Here is a 20,695-nt window from a genome sequence, read left to right as displayed (position 1 = left end):
ATAGTGAATAGTGAGTTGTGAGCCTGCCCGGCCGCTTGCAAAGCGGCGGGGTTGTGAGTTTATAAACGGCAGTATTGCTCCTTTTGGTAACAGTGAATTTGTTAAAATAATGAAAAAAAATTTTAAAATTGATTTTGATAATCCTGATAATGTAATTTTGGGAATAAAAGTCTATTCTTCAGATGAAATTGCAGATATTATTGAATATTTGATAAGAGGGGCCAATTTAATAGGAATGCATAAAACTTCACTTTACCGTAAAAACAATAAGCGTTATCCGGGACTCGGGGCAATTTTGGAAATGCTGAAATATACCATAAACAAAAATTATGAGGTTGTTGGAAAACCAAGTTTAAATTTTTTTGAAGCTGCAAGAATTAAAATTTCTTTAAATTATGATAAAATTACCATAATTAGTGATGATTTAATAGGAGATTTATTGCCGGCCGGTAAACTTGGTATGAAAACGGCTTTGGTTTTAAGCGGTAAAATTAAAAAGTCAGATGAAATAAGTCAAAAAGTGGATTTTATAGCCGAAAATATTGGAGAATTTTTAAAAAGGAAAGAATTTTGGATTTAAAAAAATTAAGAGAAGGAATAGATAAAATTGATGATAATGTTTTAAAACTTCTTAATAAAAGAATGGAAATTGTCAAAAAAGTGGGAGAGATTAAAAATTCTTCTAATACCCCTGTATACAGGCCGGAAAGAGAAAAGGAAATAATAGAAAGATTAAACAGATTAAGCCAAGCACAAAACGGAATATTAAAAAAAGAACATATAGAGGCGATATTTTTGGAAATTTTTGCAATAAGCAGAATGCTTGAAAGAAGTGAAAGAATTGCTTTTTTAGGCCCTGTCGGAACATATACACATCAGGCGGCGGAACATAAATTCGGGGCAAACGCCAAATATCTGCCTTTACTTAATATAGAAGCCGTATTTAAAGCCGTACACAATAAAGAGGCTAAATACGGGGTTGTGCCTATCGAAAACAATACAGAAGGTGTTGTGGGTATAACTCTTGATTCACTTAAAAAATATAATGTAAAAATAGTTTCAGAGGTTTGTCTTGACATTCATCACTCTTTTGCTTCTGTTCAGGACGAACTTGCAAATATAAAAAGAGTGTATTCACACCCGCAGGGTTATAATCAGTGTCTTAATTTTCTTGAAACGCATGGACTTTTGGATGTTGAATTTATTCCGACCGAGTCAACGGCAAAAGCAGCTGAACTGGCAAGCAAAGATGAAAAAAGTGCGGCTATATGTTCAAAAATTGCGGCTAAACTTTATAATGTTCCTTTACTTTTTGAAAAAATAGAAGACAATTTGGCAAACAGAACGAGATTTATAATAATAAGCGATTTTAAAACTCAAAAAAGTGGAAATGACAAAACAAGTGTAATTGCAAAAACTTCCCATAAAACAGGGGCTTTGTTTAATTTGCTTAAAAAATTTAAAGATAAGAACATAAACCTTTTAAAAATAGAAAGCAGACCTAATAAAGACGATACATTTAATACATGGTTTTATATAGATTTTGAAGGACATATAGAAGATAAAGCTGTTAAAAACTTAATAGAAGAGGAAAATATGCTTTGGCTCGGCAGTTATCTTAGGGAATGTTAAAATAGTGAGTGGTGAGCCTGTCCGGCCGCTTGCAAAGAGGCGGGGTGGTGAGTTGTGAATAGAAAATATTGATAATAAAGGAAGAAAATGTTTGAAAATTTAAATAATTTAAAAACATATGAAGCTGGAAAGCCTATAGAATTGGTGGTGAGGGAATACGGTATAAAGCCTTCGGAAATAATAAAACTTGCAAGTAATGAAAATCCGTACGGTCCTCCCCCTATGGCGATAGAAGCCGTAAAAAAGACAGCTAAAAATATGCACAGATATCCTGACGACAGTTATTATGAATTAAAAGACACTTTATCTAAAAGATTTGATATAAAAAATGAAAATATAATTATAGGGGCAGGAAGCGATCAAATCTTGGAATTTGCAATTCATGCGATATTACCAAAAAAAGTTTTAATGGCGGGAATTACTTTTGCGATGTATGAAATTTATTCAAAACAGTTCGGGGCTGAAATATTAAAAACAAAATCAGATAAACATAATTTAGAAGAGTTTTATGAAATCTATAAACAACAAAATCCGGAAATTATATTTTTATGTATTCCTAATAATCCTTTGGGGGAATGTATAGATGCCAAGGATGTTTTTAGTTTTATTGAAAAAATAGATGATGATACTTTAATAATAATAGACGGGGCATATCAGGAATATGCCTCTTTCAAAGATAAAAACAAAGAAATAAAACCAAAAGAAATTTTAAAATATAAAAATGTGCTATACACCGGAACTTTTTCAAAAGCCTACGGACTTGGCGGTATGAGGGTTGGATACGGAATTGCCAATGAATTTATTATAAAAAACCTTCATAAATTAAGACCCCCTTTTAATATTACCACGCTTTCGCTTAAAGCTGCCATAGAAGCTTTGAAGGATAAAGAATTTGTGAAAATGGGAATTGAGCTTAATTTTGAAGAAATGAAAAGATATGAAATTTTCGCAAAAGAAAATAATTTGAATTTTATTGAAAGTTATACAAACTTTATTGTTTTATTTATAAAAAATTCTACATCAGTTGCCAATAATCTGCTAAAAAAAGGTATAATTGTAAGAGATATGGCCAGTTACGGCTTTGATGCAATAAGAATTACGATAGGTAAAAAAGAAGAAAATGAAAAAGTTTTAAATTTATTAAAAGGTTTGATTAATTGAATTTTGAAGAATTATTTAAACAAATAATTGCTTTTAGCAAAAATTTAAATAAAAAACAGAAAATTGTTATCGGTATAACAATAGGCGCTTTTGTTTTATTGATTTCTTTTTTGGTTGTTTATAATTCTTCGACTTCTTTAAAAAAAGATAATTACAGTATTCTTTTTGAAAATTTAAAACCAAAAGACGCTGCTTTAATTGCCCAATATTTAGATAAGAAAAAAATTTCATATGTTATTCCAAGCGACGGAATTATAGAAGTTCCGAAAGACAAAGTGGAAAAACTAAGAATTGAAATTGCAGCTCAGGGTCTCCCGAAAGCGAGCAATGTAGGTTTTGAACTGTTTAATAAAAACAGTTTTGGGGCAACTGCTTTTGAAGAAAAGATTAAATACTTAAGAGCTCTTGAAGGGGAGCTTGCCAACACTGTTGAAGCAATAGATGCGGTGGAAGAGGCAAAAGTAAATATTGCACTTCCAAAAGAAAGTGTTTTTGTTTCCAAACAGACTCCTCCGAGTGCATCTGTAATGATTAAATTAAAGCCGAATATGATATTAACCCCCAAACAGATTAAAGGTATTAAATATTTAGTTGCCGCCGCAGTTCCTAAACTTAAACCTGAAAATGTAAAAATTATAGACCAGTACGGGAATTTACTTGGTGAAAATGATGAATTAAGCTCTAATAATGAGCTTTTGAAAACAGAAATATTATATAAAAAAAGACTTGAAAAAGAACTTGAAGATAAAATAACTTCCATTCTTGCCCCTGTTGTAGGGGGAGATGATAAAATTGTGGCAAAAGTCAATCTGGATATTGATTTTTCCAAAGTAAAATCGCATTCGACCATTTATTCCCCGGACAATGTTGTAAGAAGCGAACAGACTGTAGACGAAGAAAAAACAGGATACGGAGAAAAAAAAGTAGGGGGAGTTCCCGGGGCAGTAAGTAATATCGGGCCGGTTCAGGGAAGTAAATCCAATCAAATCAAAAATAAATATACAAAAAGTGAAGACACCACCAATTATGAAATATCAACCACTATAAAAGACACAATAGCACCTCTTGCAAAGATAAAAAGGGTTACCGCAGCCGTAGTGGTGGACGGAAATTATAAAAAAGACAAAAACGGCAAAATTGTGTTTGTACCGTTGGATAAAATAGAACTGGCAAATATTAATAATCTGGTTAAAAATACTATAGGCTTTGATTCAAAAAGAGGGGATAGTGTAAGCGTCAGCTGTTTTCAGTTTAATCATCTGAATTCTCAAAAAAAATCATCAGTGGAAAATATAATGGATAATGTGCAAGTATATTTGGGACCGGTTGAAAATATAATAAAATATTTGATTTTGTTAATTGTGTTGTTTGTTTTTTATAAAAAAGTAATTGCCCCTTTTTCCCAAAAAATGTTAGAAGTCAAATCGAAAGAAGAAATTAAAAAACCTAAAAAAACACTTGAAATTGAAGAAGAGGAAGAAGAGAATACATACGATAAAATAAAAGAACTTAAAGAAAAAGTTGAAACACAGCTTGGAATATCTTCAAATATTGATGAAGAAGAATTAAAATATGATGTTTTGCTTGAAAGAATTACAAAAATGGTGGAGGATAAAACGCAAGATATAGCTAAAGTACTTGAAAATTTATTAAAAGAGGAAGAAGAGCAAAAAGGAATATAAATGGCACTAACACCCCAGCAGCAGGCGATTTTAGATGAATTATCAATGCCTGAAAAAATAGCTATTTTATTGATTCAACTGGGCGAAGATTTAACAGCTCAGATTTTTTCTTATATGGATGTTGATTCAATCACTGAAATTAGTAAATATATAGCAACAGCGAAAGCTATAGATAAAGCTGTCGCCGCCGCTGTTTTAGAAGAATTTTATGTAATATTTCAATCCAATCAATATATTGCGAGTGGCGGTCTTGAGTATGCAAAAGAAATTCTTTATAAAGCTTTAGGTCCTGAAGAAGCCAAAAAAGTTTTGGATAAGCTTTCCAAATCCCTTCAAAGTGAGCAGACATTTGGTTTTTTACAAAAAGTAAAACCCCAACAGCTTGCAGATTTTACTGTAAATGAGCATCCTCAGACGATTGCTTTGATTTTGGCTCATATGGATCCAACAAGTGCGGCTGAAACTCTCAGTTATTTTCCCGATGAATTAAGAGCAGAAGTATTAATCAGAATGAGCAATTTAGGGGATATTTCTCCTCAGATAATTAAAAAAGTAAGTGCTATTCTTGAAACTAAACTTGAATCACTTACAGGATATAAAGTGGAAATCGGAGGTGTAAGATTTGTTGCTGAAATATTCAACAGACTTGGTCAGAAAGCTGCGAAAGATACATTAAAATATATTGAACAGATTAATTCTGATCTGGCTGAAAAGATAAAAGAAAAAATGTTTACATTCGAAGATATACTTAAACTCGATAATACCGCTATAAGGGAAATTTTAAAAGAGGCAGATAAAAATACATTGATGATTGCCCTAAAAGGTGCACCTGAAGAGCTTAAGCAAAAATTTTTGTCCAATATGTCTCAACGTGCTTCCCAGGCTTTCGAAGAAGAGATGCAGTTTTTGGGGCCAGTCAAAGTAAAAGATGTTGAAGCAGCACAGAGAAAAATAGTTGAAATTGTACAAAAACTTGCTGAAGAAGGTAAAATAGCAGTGGGTGCCGAGGAGGAGGTAATTGAGTAAAATAATTTCTAATGAAAATTCTAATAAACATATTGTCAAACCTTATAAATTTAAAGAATTAGATAATAGTGAAACGGAAGAAGTAATAATTGAAAAAAAAGATGAGCAAATTGTAAAGGAAGAAATTAATATGCAAAAAAACACGAAATCAAGCAATGAATTGATAGAAAGACTGCTCGCTAAAATTGAAGAGATGAGTAATAATATTGTAAATATTGAAAACAGTTTTCAAAATCAGTTAAATGAATGTAAAAAACAGACGGATATTGAAAAACAAAAAGCTTTTGAAGAAGGGTACAAAAAAGGAATCCGGGAGGGTAAAAAAGAGATTGAAGATATTTTCAGTGAAAAAATGAAATTATTGGAAACTTCAATCGAAAAAATAGATAAAATAAATGAAACGTTTGAAGAGAAAATAGTGTCTATTGAAAAAGAGCTTATTTCTGTAGCACTCGATATAGCAAAAGAGGTAATCCAAAAAGAAATCAGTGAAAATTCTAAAGAAATAGCTTATAACTTGGCCAAATCTTTAATGGATGAGGTAAAAGATGCTACAAAAATAAAAATAAAAGTTAATCCAAAAGATGCTGAATTTCTAAAAAACAAAGATTTAAAAAATGTTGAAATTATTGAAGATCCCGCTATAAAAGAAGGCGGGGTTGTTATAATAAGCGACATAGGAAATATTGACGCAGAAATAATTAACAGGTTTAAAGCTATAAAAGAGTCGATTTTAGAGGAGAGAAACAGTGAAAATTGATGTTAAAAAAATGAGTGTAGAAGAATTGAATGAATTAGCCAAGAAAATAAGAGAGAGGATACTTGATATTGTTTCAAGAAAAGGGGGTCATTTAAGCTCTACCCTTGGGGCTGTAGATTTAATTATAGGAATGCATTATGTTTTTGACGTTGAAAAAGACCCTTTTATTTTTGATGTTTCACATCAGGCATATGCACATAAACTCTTAACCGGCAGATGGGAAGAATTTGAGAGTTTAAGGCAGTTTGGGGGAATAAGCGGGTATACAAAACCAAGAGAAAGTAGATATGATTATTTCAGTGCGGGGCATTCATCCACGTCTATTTCAGTGGCACTTGGAGCGGCGAAAGCCATAAAATTAAAAAAAGAAGAAAGAATCCCTGTAGTATTAATTGGCGACGGTGCTATGGGTGCCGGAATGGTGTATGAAGCAATGAATGAACTAGGATATTTGAAACTTCCTGTTGTTATTATTTTAAATGACAATGAAATGAGCATAGGAAGACCTATAGGGGCAGTTAGTAAATATCTGACAAAGTTAAAAGCCAAAAAACATTATCAGAATTTTAAAGACAAATTTAAAAAAATACTCAATTTTATGCCCGAAGATGTAAAATTTACAGCTAAAAAAATGGAAGAGTTTTTCAGTGTTAACGGTATCTTTTTTGAAGAAATGGGGCTTGAATATATAGGCCCTATTGACGGGCATAATATTGAAGAAATAATAGAAATGTTAAAAATAGCAAAAGAACTTAAAAAACCTGTTATTGTCCATGCTAAAACGGTAAAAGGCAAGGGATATAAACAGGCTGAAGGCTATTATGAACACTGGCATGGCGTATCTCCTTTTGATATAGCAACCGGTGAGCCTCTTAAAAAAAGCTCACTTAACGCCACCAAAGTTTTTGCCGATGCTTTGCTTGAAATAGCCAAAAATGATGAAAAAGTGGTCGGTGTTACCGCCGCAATGCCGAGTGGGACAGGAATGAAAGAGTTAATGAAAGAATTTCCCGAAAGGTTTTGGGATGTGGGAATTGCAGAGCAGCATGCGGTAACTTCAATGGCCCCTATGGCAAAAGAAGGTTTTATTCCTTTTGTTGCAATTTATTCTACTTTTTTACAAAGAGGGTATGACCAGGTAATTCACGATGTATGTCTTGATAATTATCCGGTTAGGTTTGCGATAGACAGGGCTGGAATTGTAGGAGCCGACGGGGAAACACATCAGGGTGTTTTTGATGTGGGGTATTTAAGAATAATTCCAAATATGACCCTTTTTGCACCGAGGGATTTTAATACATTAAGAAAGGCTGTGGAATTTGCCTATAAATTTAACAGCTCTCCTTGTGCGTTTAGATATCCGAGGGGGGCGTTTGAACTTGAAGATAATATATTTGAACCAAAAGATTTTGAACTTGGAAAAGGCGAAATTCTAATTGACAGTGAAAATATTATGCTGATTGCTTATGGAAACGGTGTGGGGAAAGCTTATAGAGTTTATAAACTGTTAAAAGAAAAAGGAATAGAGAGTGGAATAGTTGATTTAAAATTTGTAAAACCTTTTGATAAAGAGCTTTTAAGAAGTTTAAAAGCCAAAAAATGGTATGTAATCAGTGATAATGCAAAAAAAGGCGGAATTGCTGAAATGCTCAGTGAATTTGTAAATGAACAAAATTTGGATGTTGAAATTGAAAGTTTTGAATATCCGGATATTTTTATTCCTCATGGGACTGTAAAAGAAGTTGAAAAATATTTGGAAGTGGATGAAAATTCTATTGCTAATGAAATTTTAATAAAAATGTAGTATAATAAAAATGTAGTATAATAAATAAAAAAAAGGAGGGATGTATGAATATTCAAGATTTAGTTAAATTTGGTATAGGAAGTGTTTTTTTGGCAAAAGAGAAAATGGAAGAATTAATTGAAGAAGCTAAAAAGAGGGGAGAACTTAGCGAAAAAGAAGCCAGTGAACTTATAAATGAGATGAAAAAAGAATCCGAGCAAAAAATGGAAGAAATCAAAAGATTGATAAAAGAAGAAGTAAAAAAAGAATTATCCGAAATAGGTGTTGCAACAAAAGAAGATATTAAAAGAATTGAAGAAAAACTTGATAATTTAAATGTTAAAAAATAGTATTTATGAATTAAAAAGAACAAAAGATATAATTTTTGTTCTTGCAAAGTATGGATTTGGAGATATAATAGAGAGTTTAGGTGTTCCTGTCCCTTTCAAAAAAAATAAGTCGAAATTATCCAGAAATGAAAGAATTAGAAAAGCAATAGAAGAATTAGGACCTACTTTTATAAAAATGGCCCAACTTCTTTCTTTGCGTCCAGATTTAATACCGATAGATTTAGCCAAAGAATTTGAAAAACTTCAGGATAATGTCTCTCCTATGCCTTTTGAAAAAATAAAAAGTGTTATTGAAGAGGCATTAAATAAAAAAATAGAAGATTATTTTGAAGGTGAATTTACTCTATTAGCCAGTGCATCAATTGGTCAGGTTTATAAAGCTACTTTAAAAACAGGTGAAATTGTAGCTGTAAAAGTATTAAAACCTGGTATTGAGGATAAAATTTTATTGGATATTGCCATTTTGCAGAGATTGGCTGAAATTCTAAGAAGTCGGCTTTTAATTTACGGAATAGACAGTGTCAGAATAGTGGAAGAGTTTGCAAAATCTATAAAAAAAGAACTTGATTTTAATTTAGAATCTCTTAATATGAAAAGATTCAGCGCTAATTTTAAAGGTAATAACGATATAAAAATTCCAAAGCTCTATTTTTCTTCAAAAAAACTACTTGTTATGGAATATATTGATGGAATTAAAATTTCAGATATAAAAAAATTAAAAGAATCCGGTTATGATTTAAAAGAAATTACAAAAAAAGGTTTTGATTTAATATGTGAGCAGATTTTTTTACACAGATTTTTTCATGCAGATCCCCATCCTGGAAATTTAATGGTGTATAAGAATAAAATTGTATTTTTGGATTTTGGAATTATGGGAAGGTTAAGCGAAGAAGATAGGAAATATTTTATAGAACTTATTTATTATGTAATAAAAAATGAGGAAGAAAAAGCGGCTGAATATGTTTTAAAACTCTCTAAAGTTCCAAAAGAAATTGATGTCTCATCTTTTAAAAAAGAGGCGGCTGACATAATATCTACATATTTTTATTCTTCACTTAAAAATATAGAATTAAAATCTTTAATGGAAGATTTGCTTAGAATCATGAACAGATATAAAATTTTTTTACAAGAAGACAATTATTTACTTTTAAAATCTTTGGTGACGATGGAGGGGGTAGGTAAAAAATTATATCCTGAATTTAACGCCGCCGAAGAAATTAAACCGTTTATTATAAAAACATATAAAAAAATTTTTTCTGTTTTTAATATTTTTAAAAAATCACATGAATTAAATCTTTCTATAATGGAATTTTTCCAAAAAACCCCTTCCAATATAAATGAAATAATAGATAAAGTTAAAAACGGCGAATTAAAAATAGAATTTGAGCATGTCGGTTTAGATGAAATAGAAGAAAGTATGAAGAATTCTTTCAACAGACTCTCTTTAGCAGTTATTATAGCTTCTATTTTAATAGGCTCTTCAATGCTTTTATCTTTTTATGTTCCGCCTATGATGGGGCATATTTCTATTTTAGGGCTTGGAGGATTTGTTTTTGCATTTGTTTTGGGGGTATTGCTGATTCTTGCCATTATAAAACAAAAATAATTTTGAAAAGTATAAATTATTAAAATGGTACCGGCGGTGGGACTCGAACCCACATGAGCAGAGCTCATCGGATTTTGAGTCCGACGCGTCTACCAGTTCCGCCACGCCGGCTTGGAATGAAATTATATCAAAAAAAAGAAAAAAAAGAATTATTTATTTAATAATTCTTTTAGTTTTTTCCCTACTTTGAATTTTACAGATTTTGTTTCAGGAATTTTGATTTCTTTTCCTGTTCCCGGCACTCTTGCTGTTCTTGGAGCTCTTGTGACACTCTCAAAGCTTCCAAATCCTATAAAACTAACTTTTTTTCCAGCTTTTAACGCTTCTTCAATTGTTTGAATAGTTGCATCTATCACTGCGTTAGTATCTTTTTTGCTTAAACCTGTTTTTTCTGCCACAGCGGCGATAAGTTCTGATTTTTTCATTTTTCCTCCTTAAATTAGTCTACAAAAAATTTTACTCTTTTTTTTTATTAAAAATCAAGTGTTTAGGGCTTTTTTTGATATAATTTTGTAAAAAAAGGTAAAAAATGCTCTCTTGTGAGTTGCCTACGGCAAAAAATGCCGACAAATCTATTTGCAGTGTATTAAAAAATTCAAAAGTTATTGTTGTGGTCGGTCTTTCTCCAAAGCCTCACAGGGCTTCAAATCAGGTGGCAAAATATATGCAGGAAAACGGATATAAGATTATTCCTGTTTATCCCAGAGAAATTGAAATATTGGGAGAAAAAGTTTACAGAAGTTTGGAAGAAATAGATTTTGAAGTAGATATTGTTGATATTTTCAGAAAAAGTGAAGATACTCCGCCGATAGTGGAAAAAGCCATCAAGCTTCCCGGAGTAAAATGTGTTTTTTTACAAGAAGGTATAAAAAATGAAAATTCAAAAAAAATAACCCAAAATGCAGAAATTTTTTATGTGGAAGATAAATGTATTATGGTTGAACACAAAAGATGTAAAAACGAAGGATTGTTATGATTGAACTCAGTAAAATAAAAGAAGCCCAAAATAGGGTAAATAAGGTAATTTATAAAACACCGTTTGCTTATGCACCCACACTTTCACAAAAAGTGGGAAACGAAATATATTTAAAAAAAGAAAACCTGCAAATTACAGGTGCGTTTAAATTAAGGGGCGCATTTAATAAAATTGCCGCACTTGGGGATGAAAAGAGAAAAAAAGGAGTAATTGCCGCCAGTGCCGGAAATCATGCACAAGGGGTAGCGTATTCGGCAAGTTATTTTAATGTGCCTTCAGTTATAGTAATGCCTGAGGCCACTCCTCTTACAAAAGTCAGCGGTGTCAAAGAATATGGCGGTGAGGTTGTTTTGGCTGGAAACAATTATGATGAAGCATATGAATATGCCGTAAATTTGGCAAAAGAAAAAGGACTTGAATTTATTCACCCGTTTGCAGATTTTGATGTAATGGCGGGTCAGGGGACAATAGCCCTTGAAATGCTCGAAGCTGTTCCTGATTTGGATTATATATTGGTTCCTGTAGGAGGAGGGGGGTTAATCAGCGGTATAGCCTCTGCGGCAAAACAGATTAATCCTAAAATAAAAGTAATAGGTGTTACAGCGGCGGGTGCACCTGCTATGAGACTCAGTTTTCTCAGCGGTTCAGTTCAGGACAGTGCTTTTGTAAAAACCATTGCAGACGGCATAGCCGTCAGAGACACTTCCCCTGTAACCTATAATATAATAAAAGAAGTGGTTGATGATATTGTGGAAGTGGATGATGAAGAAATAGCCAATGCAATTTTATTTTTAATGGAAAGACAAAAGGTTGTTGTGGAAGGTGCGGGGGCAGTCGGTGTGGCCGCATTATTACATCATAAAATAAATTTTAGTGCTCCAAAAAAAGTTGGAGTTGTAATAAGCGGCGGAAATATTGATGTAACAATGGTTAACTTAATTATAGAAAAAGGTCTTTTAAAATCACACAGAAAAATGAAATTGATAGTTACTTTAATAGATAAACCGGGTTCACTTATGAAACTGACTGAAATCTTAACTGAGCAAAAAGCAAATATTGTTCAAATAGGATACGACAGAACAGATCTTAATTTGGCAATTGGTGATGCAAATGTGACAATAGCACTTGAAACAAGAGGATTTGAACATCAGGAAGCCATTAAAAGGGCGCTTCACAAAAATAAATATAAATTTGTAATTCAATAAGGAGAATTAATGAAATATGAAGTAGTAATAGGATTGGAAGTTCACGTGCAGTTGAATACAAAAACCAAAATTTTCTGCAGTTGTGCAACAAGTTTCGGAGATGAACCGAATATAAATACTTGCCCCGTATGTCTTGGACTTCCGGGGGCTTTGCCTGTAATGAACAAAGAAGCCGTTAAAAAGGCTGTAATGTTTGGTAAAGCTGTTAATGCGACCATTAATAAAAGAAGTATTTTTGCAAGAAAAAATTATTTTTACCCTGATTTACCAAAAGGATACCAAATAAGCCAGTTTGAAATTCCGATTGTAGAACATGGAGAATTATTTATTGAAGCGGACGGAAAAACCAAAAGAATAGGAATAACAAGGGCTCATCTGGAAGAAGATGCAGGTAAAAACATCCATGAAGACGAATATTCTAAAGTAGATTTAAACAGATGCTCCACCCCTCTTCTTGAAATTGTAAGCGAACCGGATATGAGAAGCAGCGATGAAGCCATTGCATATCTTAAAAAACTCCATTCTGTTGTTAAGTATTTAGGAATCAGCGATGCCAATATGCAAGAGGGTAGTTTCAGATGTGATGCAAATGTATCAGTTAGACCTGTAGGACAAAAAGAATTCGGCACAAGGGTTGAACTTAAAAATATAAACTCTTTCAGATTTGTAAAACAGGCGATTGAATATGAAATTGAGAGGCAAATAGAAGCTTATGAATATAATGAATATGAAAAAGAAGTTGTTCAGGAAACCAGGCTTTTTGATTCTAAAACTGGCGAAACAAGAAGTATGAGAGGAAAAGAGGAAAGTGCGGATTACAGATATTTTCCAGATCCTGACCTTTTGCCTCTTGAAGTGCCTGATGAATTTTTTGATATTGAAATTCCCGAATTACCCGATGAAAAGAAAGAACGTTATATTAAAGAATTTAACCTAAAAGAATATGATGCGGGAGTACTTACAAGTGAGCCTGAACTTGCCAAATTTTTTGAAGAAATGGTTCAAAGGGGGGTTGAACCAAACGCTGCAAACAGATGGCTTGCAATTGAACTTTTGGGAAGACTTAATAAATTAAATATATTAATTGAAAATTCTCCTGTGCCTGCCGAAAAACTTTCACTTATTGCCATTAGGGAAAAAGAAGCTGTAATCAGCGGAGCAGGGGGTAAAAAAGTGCTTGATTTGTTAATGGAAGAAGATATTGAAGTTGACGAGGCAATTGAAAAATTGGGCCTTAAACAGGTAAGTGACGAAGGCGCTATTGAAAAAATAGTGGATGATGTTTTGGGCGCCAATGAAGATAAAGTTGCTGAATATAAAGGCGGAAAAGAAAAATTATTCGGCTTTTTTGTCGGACAGGTTATGAAAGCAAGTCGCGGTAAAGCAAATCCTCAGGTTGTAAATAAAATCTTAAAAAGTAAGCTTTCTTGAAGAAAGAATCTAAGATAGTAAAAGCATTAGTTGCTTTTGCTTTTTATTTAGATGGCAGTGAAAAATATATAAAATTTAAAAGAAAAATTGACAGGCTTCTTAATGACACTTCTTATATAGGTAACAGAATATTTGATATTTTTATGCTAATTATGGTAAGTTTAAGCGTTGCCATACTCCTTTATGATATAAAACACAATGTAAATCCGTTTTTTGAAAAATTTGATTTTTATGTAATTACCACTATTTTTGTAATTGAATATATTTTTCGGGTCTGGGTTTATAATGATATTCATAAAATAATTTTAGAAGAATACGAGGAATCTAATTTTTTAGGCAGAAATTTTCATTTAAAAAATGTGTTAATAAAAATTATTAAAACAAAACTTGAATATATGAGCACGCCTTTTGCAATTATAGATTTACTTGCCATTTTACCTGCTTTTAGAACTCTTAGAATTTTTAGAATTTTTATAATATTCAGACTTATAAAAATATTAAGATATACAAAAAACGTCAATATATTTTTAGATGTTTTAAGAAGTAAAAAATTTGAATTATTAATTGTATTATTAGCTGTTGTTTTTATTGTTTTTATTGGAGGTTCAGTTATCTATGTGTTTGAAGCTCATACAAATCCTGAAATAAAAAATCTGTTTGATTCATATTATTGGGCTTTAATTACCATATCTACCGTTGGTTACGGGGACATAACGCCGGTAACAAATGAAGGTAAAACCCTTACAATGCTATTAATTATTACTGGAGTCAGTATTATTTCATTTACCACTTCCATTATCGCAAGTGCATTTACCGAGAAACTGCATGAATTAAAAAGTGAAAAAGTTTTCAGGGAAATTGAGCATTTTAATGAAATTTATTTAATCTGCGGTTTTTCGGATGAAGCAGAAATTTTAGGAGAAAAATTAATAAAAGAAAAAAAAGATTTTTTAATCGTCGATACTGATGAAAACAGGGTTGAAAAAGCTGCATTAAAAGGATATGAGGCAGTTAAAGGAGATATTACCCAAAAAATTTTTTTGAAAAATCTCCATTTTAAAAAAATTACCAAAATTTTTGTATTGACAAACTCGGATGTTACCAATACGTTTATAACATTGACTTTAAGGGCATATTCAAAAGGAGCTGAAATTATTGCCCTAGCCAATGATGAAAAAAATATTTCAAAACTTAAAAAAGTAGGGGCTGATTATGTTGTAGTTCCTACCAAGGCCACTGCTCTTCTTGCAAGTGTTTATATAGGAAGCCCCATTACATTTGCCGTAATTGACGCAATTTTGAGTGAAAAGAAAAATGCAATTATTGATGAAATAAAAGTTATTGAAAATTCAATACTTGATGGGAAACTGATAGGAGAGATTGATTTTGACAAATATAAAATATTGCTTTTCGGCGTTTTAAAAGACAAAGAATCCCAAATGCTTGAAAAAACTTTTTCTCTTAGCAGAGGCCATTTTTATTTTAACCCGCCTTTTGATTTAAGACTTGAAGCCGGAGACATTATTGTTGTAATGGGATACAGCGTAAGCATAAATTATTTTAAATATCATATAGAAAAGAGTAGTTTATGAAAATAGCTATTTTCGGATTTGACAAATACGGGGAAAAAATCGCAGCTACATTAAAAAAATCCAATGTTATAATTGTTGTTTTTGATGAAAATGAAGAACAAAAAGCAAAAGAAAAATTTTTTGACGTAATTAAACTTAACGAAATCAATGATGAAGAGTTGCAAAAGATAGAAAATATAGAATATGCAATGTGTACATTAAAAGATGAGGAAAAAAATCTGTTTTTGGTGTTGTCTCTTAGAGAACTGTTTCCTGAATTAAAAATTGTTGTTAAAATAAGCAATAAAGAAAACGAATATAAATATAAATTGGCCGGTGCAAATAAATTATTGAACCCTTTTGATATTATAGCAAACAGAATAATGACTATTTTGAAAAAACCTTTAACATTAAAAGTTATAGAAGAAATTATTTTTAAAGATAATAAGCTCTCTTTTGCAGAAATTGAAATTCCGGAAAATTCTTTTTTGGAAGGTAAAGCAATAAAGGATGTGTATAAAGAGATAACAAGCATATATAATTTACTGATTATTGGAATAGTGGATAAAGAAATAAGTGAAAATGTTATATTTATAGTTAGAGGTATAAATCATATTTTAAACAAAGGCGATATTTTGGTGGCTGTGGGTGATACAGATGAAATAGATAGGTTTAAAAGAGATTTGGAAATATTTAAAGGGAGACAATGATAGGAATAATAGGAGCGGGAAGCTGGGGAAGCGCTTTGTATCATGCCATAAAACAAAAATATAAAGATGCTGTAATTACTTCGAGAAGAAAAAGAAATATAGAAAACTTTGTAAATATTGAAAAAGTTTTAGAAAATGAATATATAATTATTGTTATTGCAGCGCAGGCTATAAAAGATTTTTTAAAAAAATATGATTTGAGGGGTAAAAAAATTTTAGTTGCAAGTAAGGGAATAGATAAAGATGAGCTAAAATTTTTGAATGAAATTTTCGAACAATATATTGAAACTGAAAATTTAGCGTTTATATCAGGTCCCTCATTTGCAAAAGAGGTAAAAGAAAACAAACCGACCGCTTTGGTTATAGCTTCTAAAAATTTAAATTTGGCAAATGAATTTAAAAAATTTTTTCCGGATTTTTTAAAAATATATATTGATAATGATGTTCAGGGAGTAGAAGTGGCGGGGGCATATAAAAATGTAATAGCAATTGCCGCAGGAATCTGCGAAGGGCTTAATCTTGGAAATAATGCAAAAGCCGCATTAATCAGCAGGGGTCTTGTTGAAATGGCAAGATTTGGAGAGTTTTTCGGTGCTAAAAAGGATACCTTTTTAGGTGTTGCAGGTGCAGGGGATTTGTTTTTAACGGCAAATTCTACAATGAGCAGAAATTACAGGGTCGGACTTAATCTTGCTAAAAACAAAATGCTTAAAGATATTTTGGATGAACTTGGAGAAGTTGCCGAAGGAGTTTACACCACCGAAGCTATTTATAAATTGGCTCAGAAATATAATATTTACACACCTATAGCAAATGAAGTTTATAAAATAATTTATACCGGTAAAAAACCGGCTGAATCTTTAAAAGATTTGCTTATTTAGCTTTTTTTGCTGCATCTAATGCTATACAAAGCATAGCCCCTGTTGCCACTACACATAACAATAATGCTATAAATCCGCTAAATCCCATAACGTCTCCTTTTTTTGTTTTAAAAATTATAACAAATTTAATATAATAATCAAAAAGGTTTTATGTGAGAATTGATAAATTTTTGTTTTTAAAAGGATTTGTAACCTCACGAAACAAAGCAAGCGAGCTTATTAATAACAATAAAGTAAAAATTAATGGTAAAATAGTAAATAAAACTTCTTTTAAAGTAGATGAAAAGGATAAAATTGAAATTTTAGAAGAAAAAATTTATGTAAGCAGAGCGGCATGGAAGCTTAAAAATTATTTGGAAAAATATAAAATAGATTTTAAAGGAAAAATTGTTTTAGATATTGGAGCAAGTACCGGAGGTTTTAGTGAGGTTAGCCTTGAAAAAGGTGCTAAAAAAGTAGTTGCTGTGGATGTTGGGATTAATCAGCTTGATAAAAAATTAAAAGAAAATCCAAAAATAGAAAGTTTCGAAAAGACTGATTTTAGAGATTTTGAATATTTGGAAAAATTTGATTGTATTGTAAGTGATGTAAGTTTTATTTCACTTAATAAATTAATAGAAAATATAAATAAATATGCTAAAAAAGATATTATACTTTTGTTTAAACCTCAATTTGAAGTGGGAAAAAACGCAAAAAGAGATAAAAAAGGTGTTGTTTTGGATACAATTGCAATAGAGAAAGCAAGAAGAAAATTTGAAATCAATTGTAAGAATGCAGGGTGGAAATTATTAAGAAGTGAAGAGAGTTCCGTTAGGGGAAAAGAAGGAAATATTGAATATATTTACCATTTTATAAAGGAAAATAATGATTAAAAGATATCCCACAAGAAAAATAAAAATAAGAAACGTGGAAATAGGAGGGGATGCCCCGATTAGCGTTCAGTCAATGACCTATTTAAAAACAAAAGATATAAATTCAACACTTGAGCAGATAAACAGGCTCTATTTTGCAGGGGCCGATTTGGTAAGGGTTGCAGTGCTTGATGAAGAAGATGCAAAAGCACTAAAAACAATTGTAGAAAAATCTCCATTGCCAATTATTGCCGATATTCATTTTAATTATAAATTAGGGCTAATGGCCTCAGAATATGTGGATGCACTTAGGATTAATCCTGGAAATATAGGGGGAAAGACAAAAATAAAAGAAATTGTAAAAGCGTGTAAGCAAAGGAATCTGCCCATAAGAATAGGGGTAAATTCCGGCTCTTTGGAAGAACATCTGGAAAAAAAATACGGACAGAGTCCTAAAGCAATGGTTGAAAGTGCGCTTTGGCATATTAAATTTTTGGAAGATTTGGATTTTTTTGATATAAAAGTTTCACTTAAAGCAAGCGATGTTATAAGAACGGTCGAGGCTTATCGAATGTTAAGACCTTTAGTGGATTATCCTTTTCATTTGGGAGTGACGGAAGCAGGGACTAAATTCCATGCTACTATTAAAAGCGCTGCGGCATTTGGAGCACTTTTACTTGAAGGAATAGGGGATACATTAAGGGTTTCCATTACGGGTGAACTTGAAGAAGAGATTAGGGTGGGGCGTGCAATTTTACAGGATTTGGGACTTATTAAAGGAGTTAATATAGTTTCATGTCCTACGTGCGGAAGAATAGAAGTTGACCTGCCTCCTATTGTCGAAGAGGTTGAAAAAGCAACGAAAAATATAAAAGTGCCTCTTAATCTCTCTGTTATGGGCTGTGTTGTAAACGCTCTCGGTGAGGCAAAAGAAGCTGATTTGGCAATAGCCTGCGGAAAAGGATACGGTCTTATACTTAAAAAAGGTGAAATAATAGGGAAATATAAAGAAAAAGAACTGCTTCCTAAATTTTTGGAGGAGATAAATAAATATGTAAAGGAATGCAAATGAATACACCCGCTTTAATTTATGCAGTCGCTTTAACTATTGTTTCTTTGGCGGTTATTTTTATGATTATGGTAATTAAACCAAATAAGGTAACTAAAGAAAAGCTTGAAAAAATATTGAAAAAAGAAATAATTGAAAAACTAAAAAATGCTGAAAATGAAAAAGAAATGAAAGAAATTATAAGAAGTTTGGACAATAAAACAAAAATGAAATTAAAAACGCTTTTTGAATCTCAGGATGTAAGAGATGTTATAAACGGTGTAAAAGAACATTTTAAGGTTTAAATTTTTTTCTAAGCTCCGAATCCATTAATACATCGGCAATTTCAATATGTAAATCTGCTTTTTGGGGATTTGTAATTTTGTATTTTTCTTCGTTTTCAGATAAAATAATACCAATTTCGACAGGATTGTTTGTTGTTTTTAACTGATGAACCAAATCTGTATCGTGGGTTTGTATATAAATATCTTTTAACTGGATTGAACCCGGTGTGTCTTTGAAAGGATATGTGATTTTTACATACATTTAATCCTCTTTTTTATAATTATAACATAAGGAGTAAAATTGGATTTATATAATTTGGATATTGAGAGGGGAATATTGAGTGCTGTTATTTTTGACGGGAAAGTATATGAAGATGTGGCGGCTATTTTAAGCCCTAAAGATTTTTACCTTCCTTTTCATCAATATCTTTTCGAAGCTATGGAAGAGTTGTATCATAAAGATATGCCTATTGATGAAATTTTTTTAAGGGATGTTTTAAATAAAAAAAACAAATTTGATGAAGAGCTTTTTTTAGAAATTTTGGGAACCGCCCCGATAGAAGCGGTAGAAATTTATGCAAAAGAGATAAAAGATTTATCGGTAAAAAGAGAGCTTATACATCTTTCAACAGAAATTAAAAAAACAGTTTTGCAAGAAGACAAAAGGGCTGTTGAAGAGGTTGAAGAGATTCAAAGTAAACTTTTCAGCATCGCAACATCCAATCTTTCCGGGGATTTTAAAGATTCAAACAAAATAATAAACGAAACTTTGGATTATATTAAAAAACAGGTATCAAAGCAAAATAAAATTGTAACAGGGCTTGATACCGGATTTGTTGAACTTAACAGAAAAACAAGCGGATTTGGAGAAGGCGATTTGATAATAATTGCCGCAAGGCCTTCTATGGGTAAAACGGCTTTTGCACTGAACCTGGCATTTAATGTATTAAGGCAGGATAAAGGGGTGGCAATTTTTTCACTTGAAATGCCGGCGGAGCAGCTGATGCTTAGAATGATAAGTTCGGCAAGCGATATTCCTCTCCAGGACTTAAGAAGGGGGAATTTAAATGATGAAGAATGGTCCAAACTTACCGAGGTAAGTGATTATTTAAGCGAAAAACCTCTTTTTGTGGATGACGAGGGAAGTGTCAATATTCATACAATAAGGGCAAAACTCAGAAAATTAAAAGCTCAAAACAGAGATATTTCTCTTGCAATTGTGGATTATCTTCAGTTGATAAATTCAGATATTAAAGAAAGGCATTTGGCTATTGCAGAGATTAGCAGAAGTCTTAAACTTTTAGCGCGCGAACTTCAAATACCCATAATTGCCCTTTCCCAGCTAAACAGGGCACTTGAAAGCAGGCCTAACAAAAGACCGATGCTGAGTGATCTTAGAGAATCAGGCGCAATAGAACAGGATGCAGATATTATAATGTTTATTTATCGTGATGACGTATATAAAGCATTGGAAGCCAGACAGAAACAAAAAGAAGCAATTCAAAAAGGAAAAGCTGCGGAAGTGACATATAATGAAAAGGAAATAGAAGATGCGGAAATAATCATCGGAAAACAAAGAAACGGACCGACTGGCACCGTTGAAATGCTGTTTCATAAAAAATACACCAAATTCTCCGATAAATTAAGTGAGGTTAAAGAAGTTGAGCATACCGAAGCTCATATTGACCTTCCTACTATTTAGTTTTTTATTGTTTTTAAGAGGGGCTTTTTCTTATAT

General features: G+C 31.8%; 21 protein-coding genes and 1 tRNA gene. 19 read left to right on the top strand and 3 right to left on the bottom strand.

The genetic code is table 11. The features are described from left to right. Positions 1-10 precede the first annotated feature (10 nt). The 9 genes from DZ64_RS0101010 (at position 11) to DZ64_RS0100970 (ending at position 10,000) form a co-directional block, all read left to right on the top strand. Positions 11-580 (top strand): HAD hydrolase-like protein, encoded by a 570-nt coding sequence (locus tag DZ64_RS0101010; RefSeq protein WP_024789070.1) that lies wholly within the window; start codon positions 11-13, stop codon positions 578-580. After that, the gene (pheA, locus tag DZ64_RS0101005; RefSeq protein ID WP_024789069.1) at positions 568-1,632 is read left to right on the top strand and encodes a prephenate dehydratase; all 1,065 of its coding nucleotides are present in this window, start codon (positions 568-570) and stop codon (positions 1,630-1,632) included. Before DZ64_RS0101010 ends, pheA begins: the two co-directional genes overlap by 13 nt. An 87-nt stretch (positions 1,633-1,719) precedes the next feature. Next, positions 1,720-2,793 carry a histidinol-phosphate transaminase gene (gene hisC / locus DZ64_RS0101000; RefSeq protein ID WP_024789068.1) on the top strand — a complete coding sequence of 358 codons (1,074 nt, stop codon included), beginning with the start codon at positions 1,720-1,722 and terminating at the stop codon, positions 2,791-2,793. After that, on the top strand, positions 2,790-4,475 hold the full coding sequence (fliF, locus tag DZ64_RS0100995) for a flagellar basal-body MS-ring/collar protein FliF (protein ID WP_024789067.1): 1,686 nt from the start codon (positions 2,790-2,792) through the stop codon (positions 4,473-4,475). Before hisC ends, fliF begins: the two co-directional genes overlap by 4 nt. Beyond that, positions 4,476-5,501: a flagellar motor switch protein FliG gene (fliG, locus tag DZ64_RS0100990; RefSeq protein WP_024789066.1), complete on the top strand. Its 1,026-nt coding sequence runs from the start codon at positions 4,476-4,478 to the stop codon at positions 5,499-5,501. Further along, the gene (locus DZ64_RS10365) at positions 5,494-6,261 is read left to right on the top strand and encodes a FliH/SctL family protein (protein ID WP_024789065.1); all 768 of its coding nucleotides are present in this window, start codon (positions 5,494-5,496) and stop codon (positions 6,259-6,261) included. Before fliG ends, DZ64_RS10365 begins: the two co-directional genes overlap by 8 nt. Continuing rightward, positions 6,257-8,065 carry a 1-deoxy-D-xylulose-5-phosphate synthase gene (gene dxs / locus DZ64_RS0100980; RefSeq protein ID WP_024789064.1) on the top strand — a complete coding sequence of 603 codons (1,809 nt, stop codon included), beginning with the start codon at positions 6,257-6,259 and terminating at the stop codon, positions 8,063-8,065. Before DZ64_RS10365 ends, dxs begins: the two co-directional genes overlap by 5 nt. Positions 8,066-8,109: 44 nt before the next feature. Then, positions 8,110-8,394 carry a phasin family protein gene (locus DZ64_RS0100975; protein WP_024789063.1) on the top strand — a complete coding sequence of 95 codons (285 nt, stop codon included), beginning with the start codon at positions 8,110-8,112 and terminating at the stop codon, positions 8,392-8,394. Further along, on the top strand, positions 8,381-10,000 hold the full coding sequence (locus DZ64_RS0100970) for an AarF/ABC1/UbiB kinase family protein (protein WP_024789062.1): 1,620 nt from the start codon (positions 8,381-8,383) through the stop codon (positions 9,998-10,000). Before DZ64_RS0100975 ends, DZ64_RS0100970 begins: the two co-directional genes overlap by 14 nt. Positions 10,001-10,025: 25 nt before the next feature. Here the strand turns inward: DZ64_RS0100970 and DZ64_RS0100965 are convergent. Beyond that, positions 10,026-10,111, bottom strand: a tRNA-Leu gene (locus tag DZ64_RS0100965). Positions 10,112-10,149: 38 nt separating this feature from the next. Continuing rightward, positions 10,150-10,425, bottom strand: coding sequence for an HU family DNA-binding protein (locus DZ64_RS0100960; RefSeq protein WP_024789061.1), 276 nt, complete (start codon positions 10,423-10,425; stop codon positions 10,150-10,152). Between the two features lie 104 nt (positions 10,426-10,529). Between DZ64_RS0100960 and DZ64_RS0100955 the strand changes: the two genes are divergently transcribed. The 9 genes from DZ64_RS0100955 to DZ64_RS0100910 all read left to right on the top strand — a co-directional run bounded on the left by DZ64_RS0100955 (position 10,530) and on the right by DZ64_RS0100910 (position 18,978). Continuing rightward, a complete protein-coding gene (locus DZ64_RS0100955) occupies positions 10,530-10,976 on the top strand; it encodes a CoA-binding protein (protein ID WP_024789060.1) in 447 nt (148 codons plus the stop codon). Further along, entirely contained in the window at positions 10,973-12,181 is a 1,209-nt protein-coding gene (gene ilvA / locus DZ64_RS0100950) for a threonine ammonia-lyase (protein ID WP_024789059.1), read from the top strand. The genes DZ64_RS0100955 and ilvA overlap by 4 nt, the downstream gene beginning before the upstream one ends. Before the next feature lie 9 nt (positions 12,182-12,190). Further along, positions 12,191-13,612, top strand: a complete 1,422-nt coding sequence (gatB, locus tag DZ64_RS0100945) for an Asp-tRNA(Asn)/Glu-tRNA(Gln) amidotransferase subunit GatB (protein WP_024789058.1) — start codon at positions 12,191-12,193, stop codon at positions 13,610-13,612. After that, on the top strand, positions 13,609-15,204 hold the full coding sequence (locus DZ64_RS0100940) for an NAD-binding protein (RefSeq protein WP_024789057.1): 1,596 nt from the start codon (positions 13,609-13,611) through the stop codon (positions 15,202-15,204). Before gatB ends, DZ64_RS0100940 begins: the two co-directional genes overlap by 4 nt. After that, positions 15,201-15,893, top strand: a complete 693-nt coding sequence (locus tag DZ64_RS0100935) for a TrkA family potassium uptake protein (RefSeq protein WP_024789056.1) — start codon at positions 15,201-15,203, stop codon at positions 15,891-15,893. The genes DZ64_RS0100940 and DZ64_RS0100935 overlap by 4 nt, the downstream gene beginning before the upstream one ends. Further along, a complete protein-coding gene (locus DZ64_RS0100930; RefSeq protein ID WP_024789055.1) occupies positions 15,890-16,774 on the top strand; it encodes an NAD(P)H-dependent glycerol-3-phosphate dehydrogenase in 885 nt (294 codons plus the stop codon). Before DZ64_RS0100935 ends, DZ64_RS0100930 begins: the two co-directional genes overlap by 4 nt. A 152-nt stretch (positions 16,775-16,926) precedes the next feature. Further along, a complete protein-coding gene (locus DZ64_RS0100920; RefSeq protein ID WP_024789054.1) occupies positions 16,927-17,646 on the top strand; it encodes a TlyA family RNA methyltransferase in 720 nt (239 codons plus the stop codon). Continuing rightward, positions 17,639-18,697, top strand: coding sequence for a flavodoxin-dependent (E)-4-hydroxy-3-methylbut-2-enyl-diphosphate synthase (gene ispG, locus DZ64_RS0100915; protein ID WP_035003014.1), 1,059 nt, complete (start codon positions 17,639-17,641; stop codon positions 18,695-18,697). The genes DZ64_RS0100920 and ispG overlap by 8 nt, the downstream gene beginning before the upstream one ends. Further along, the gene (locus DZ64_RS0100910; RefSeq protein ID WP_024786819.1) at positions 18,694-18,978 is read left to right on the top strand and encodes a hypothetical protein; all 285 of its coding nucleotides are present in this window, start codon (positions 18,694-18,696) and stop codon (positions 18,976-18,978) included. Before ispG ends, DZ64_RS0100910 begins: the two co-directional genes overlap by 4 nt. On the opposite strand, the gene DZ64_RS0100905 is transcribed toward DZ64_RS0100910, so the two are convergent. Continuing rightward, entirely contained in the window at positions 18,968-19,219 is a 252-nt protein-coding gene (locus DZ64_RS0100905) for a hypothetical protein (RefSeq protein WP_024789052.1), read from the bottom strand. The genes DZ64_RS0100910 and DZ64_RS0100905 overlap by 11 nt on opposite strands. 39 nt (positions 19,220-19,258) lie before the next feature. On the opposite strand from DZ64_RS0100905, the gene DZ64_RS0100900 reads away from it, so the two are divergent. Then, complete coding sequence (locus DZ64_RS0100900) at positions 19,259-20,659, top strand: replicative DNA helicase (RefSeq protein WP_024789051.1); 1,401 nt, start codon at positions 19,259-19,261, stop codon at positions 20,657-20,659. Positions 20,660-20,695 lie beyond the last annotated feature (36 nt).

This window comes from Lebetimonas sp. JH292, assembly GCF_000523275.1.
Classification (GTDB): domain Bacteria; phylum Campylobacterota; class Campylobacteria; order Campylobacterales; family Nautiliaceae; genus Lebetimonas.
This window is presented reverse-complemented; position numbering and strand designations above follow the sequence as displayed.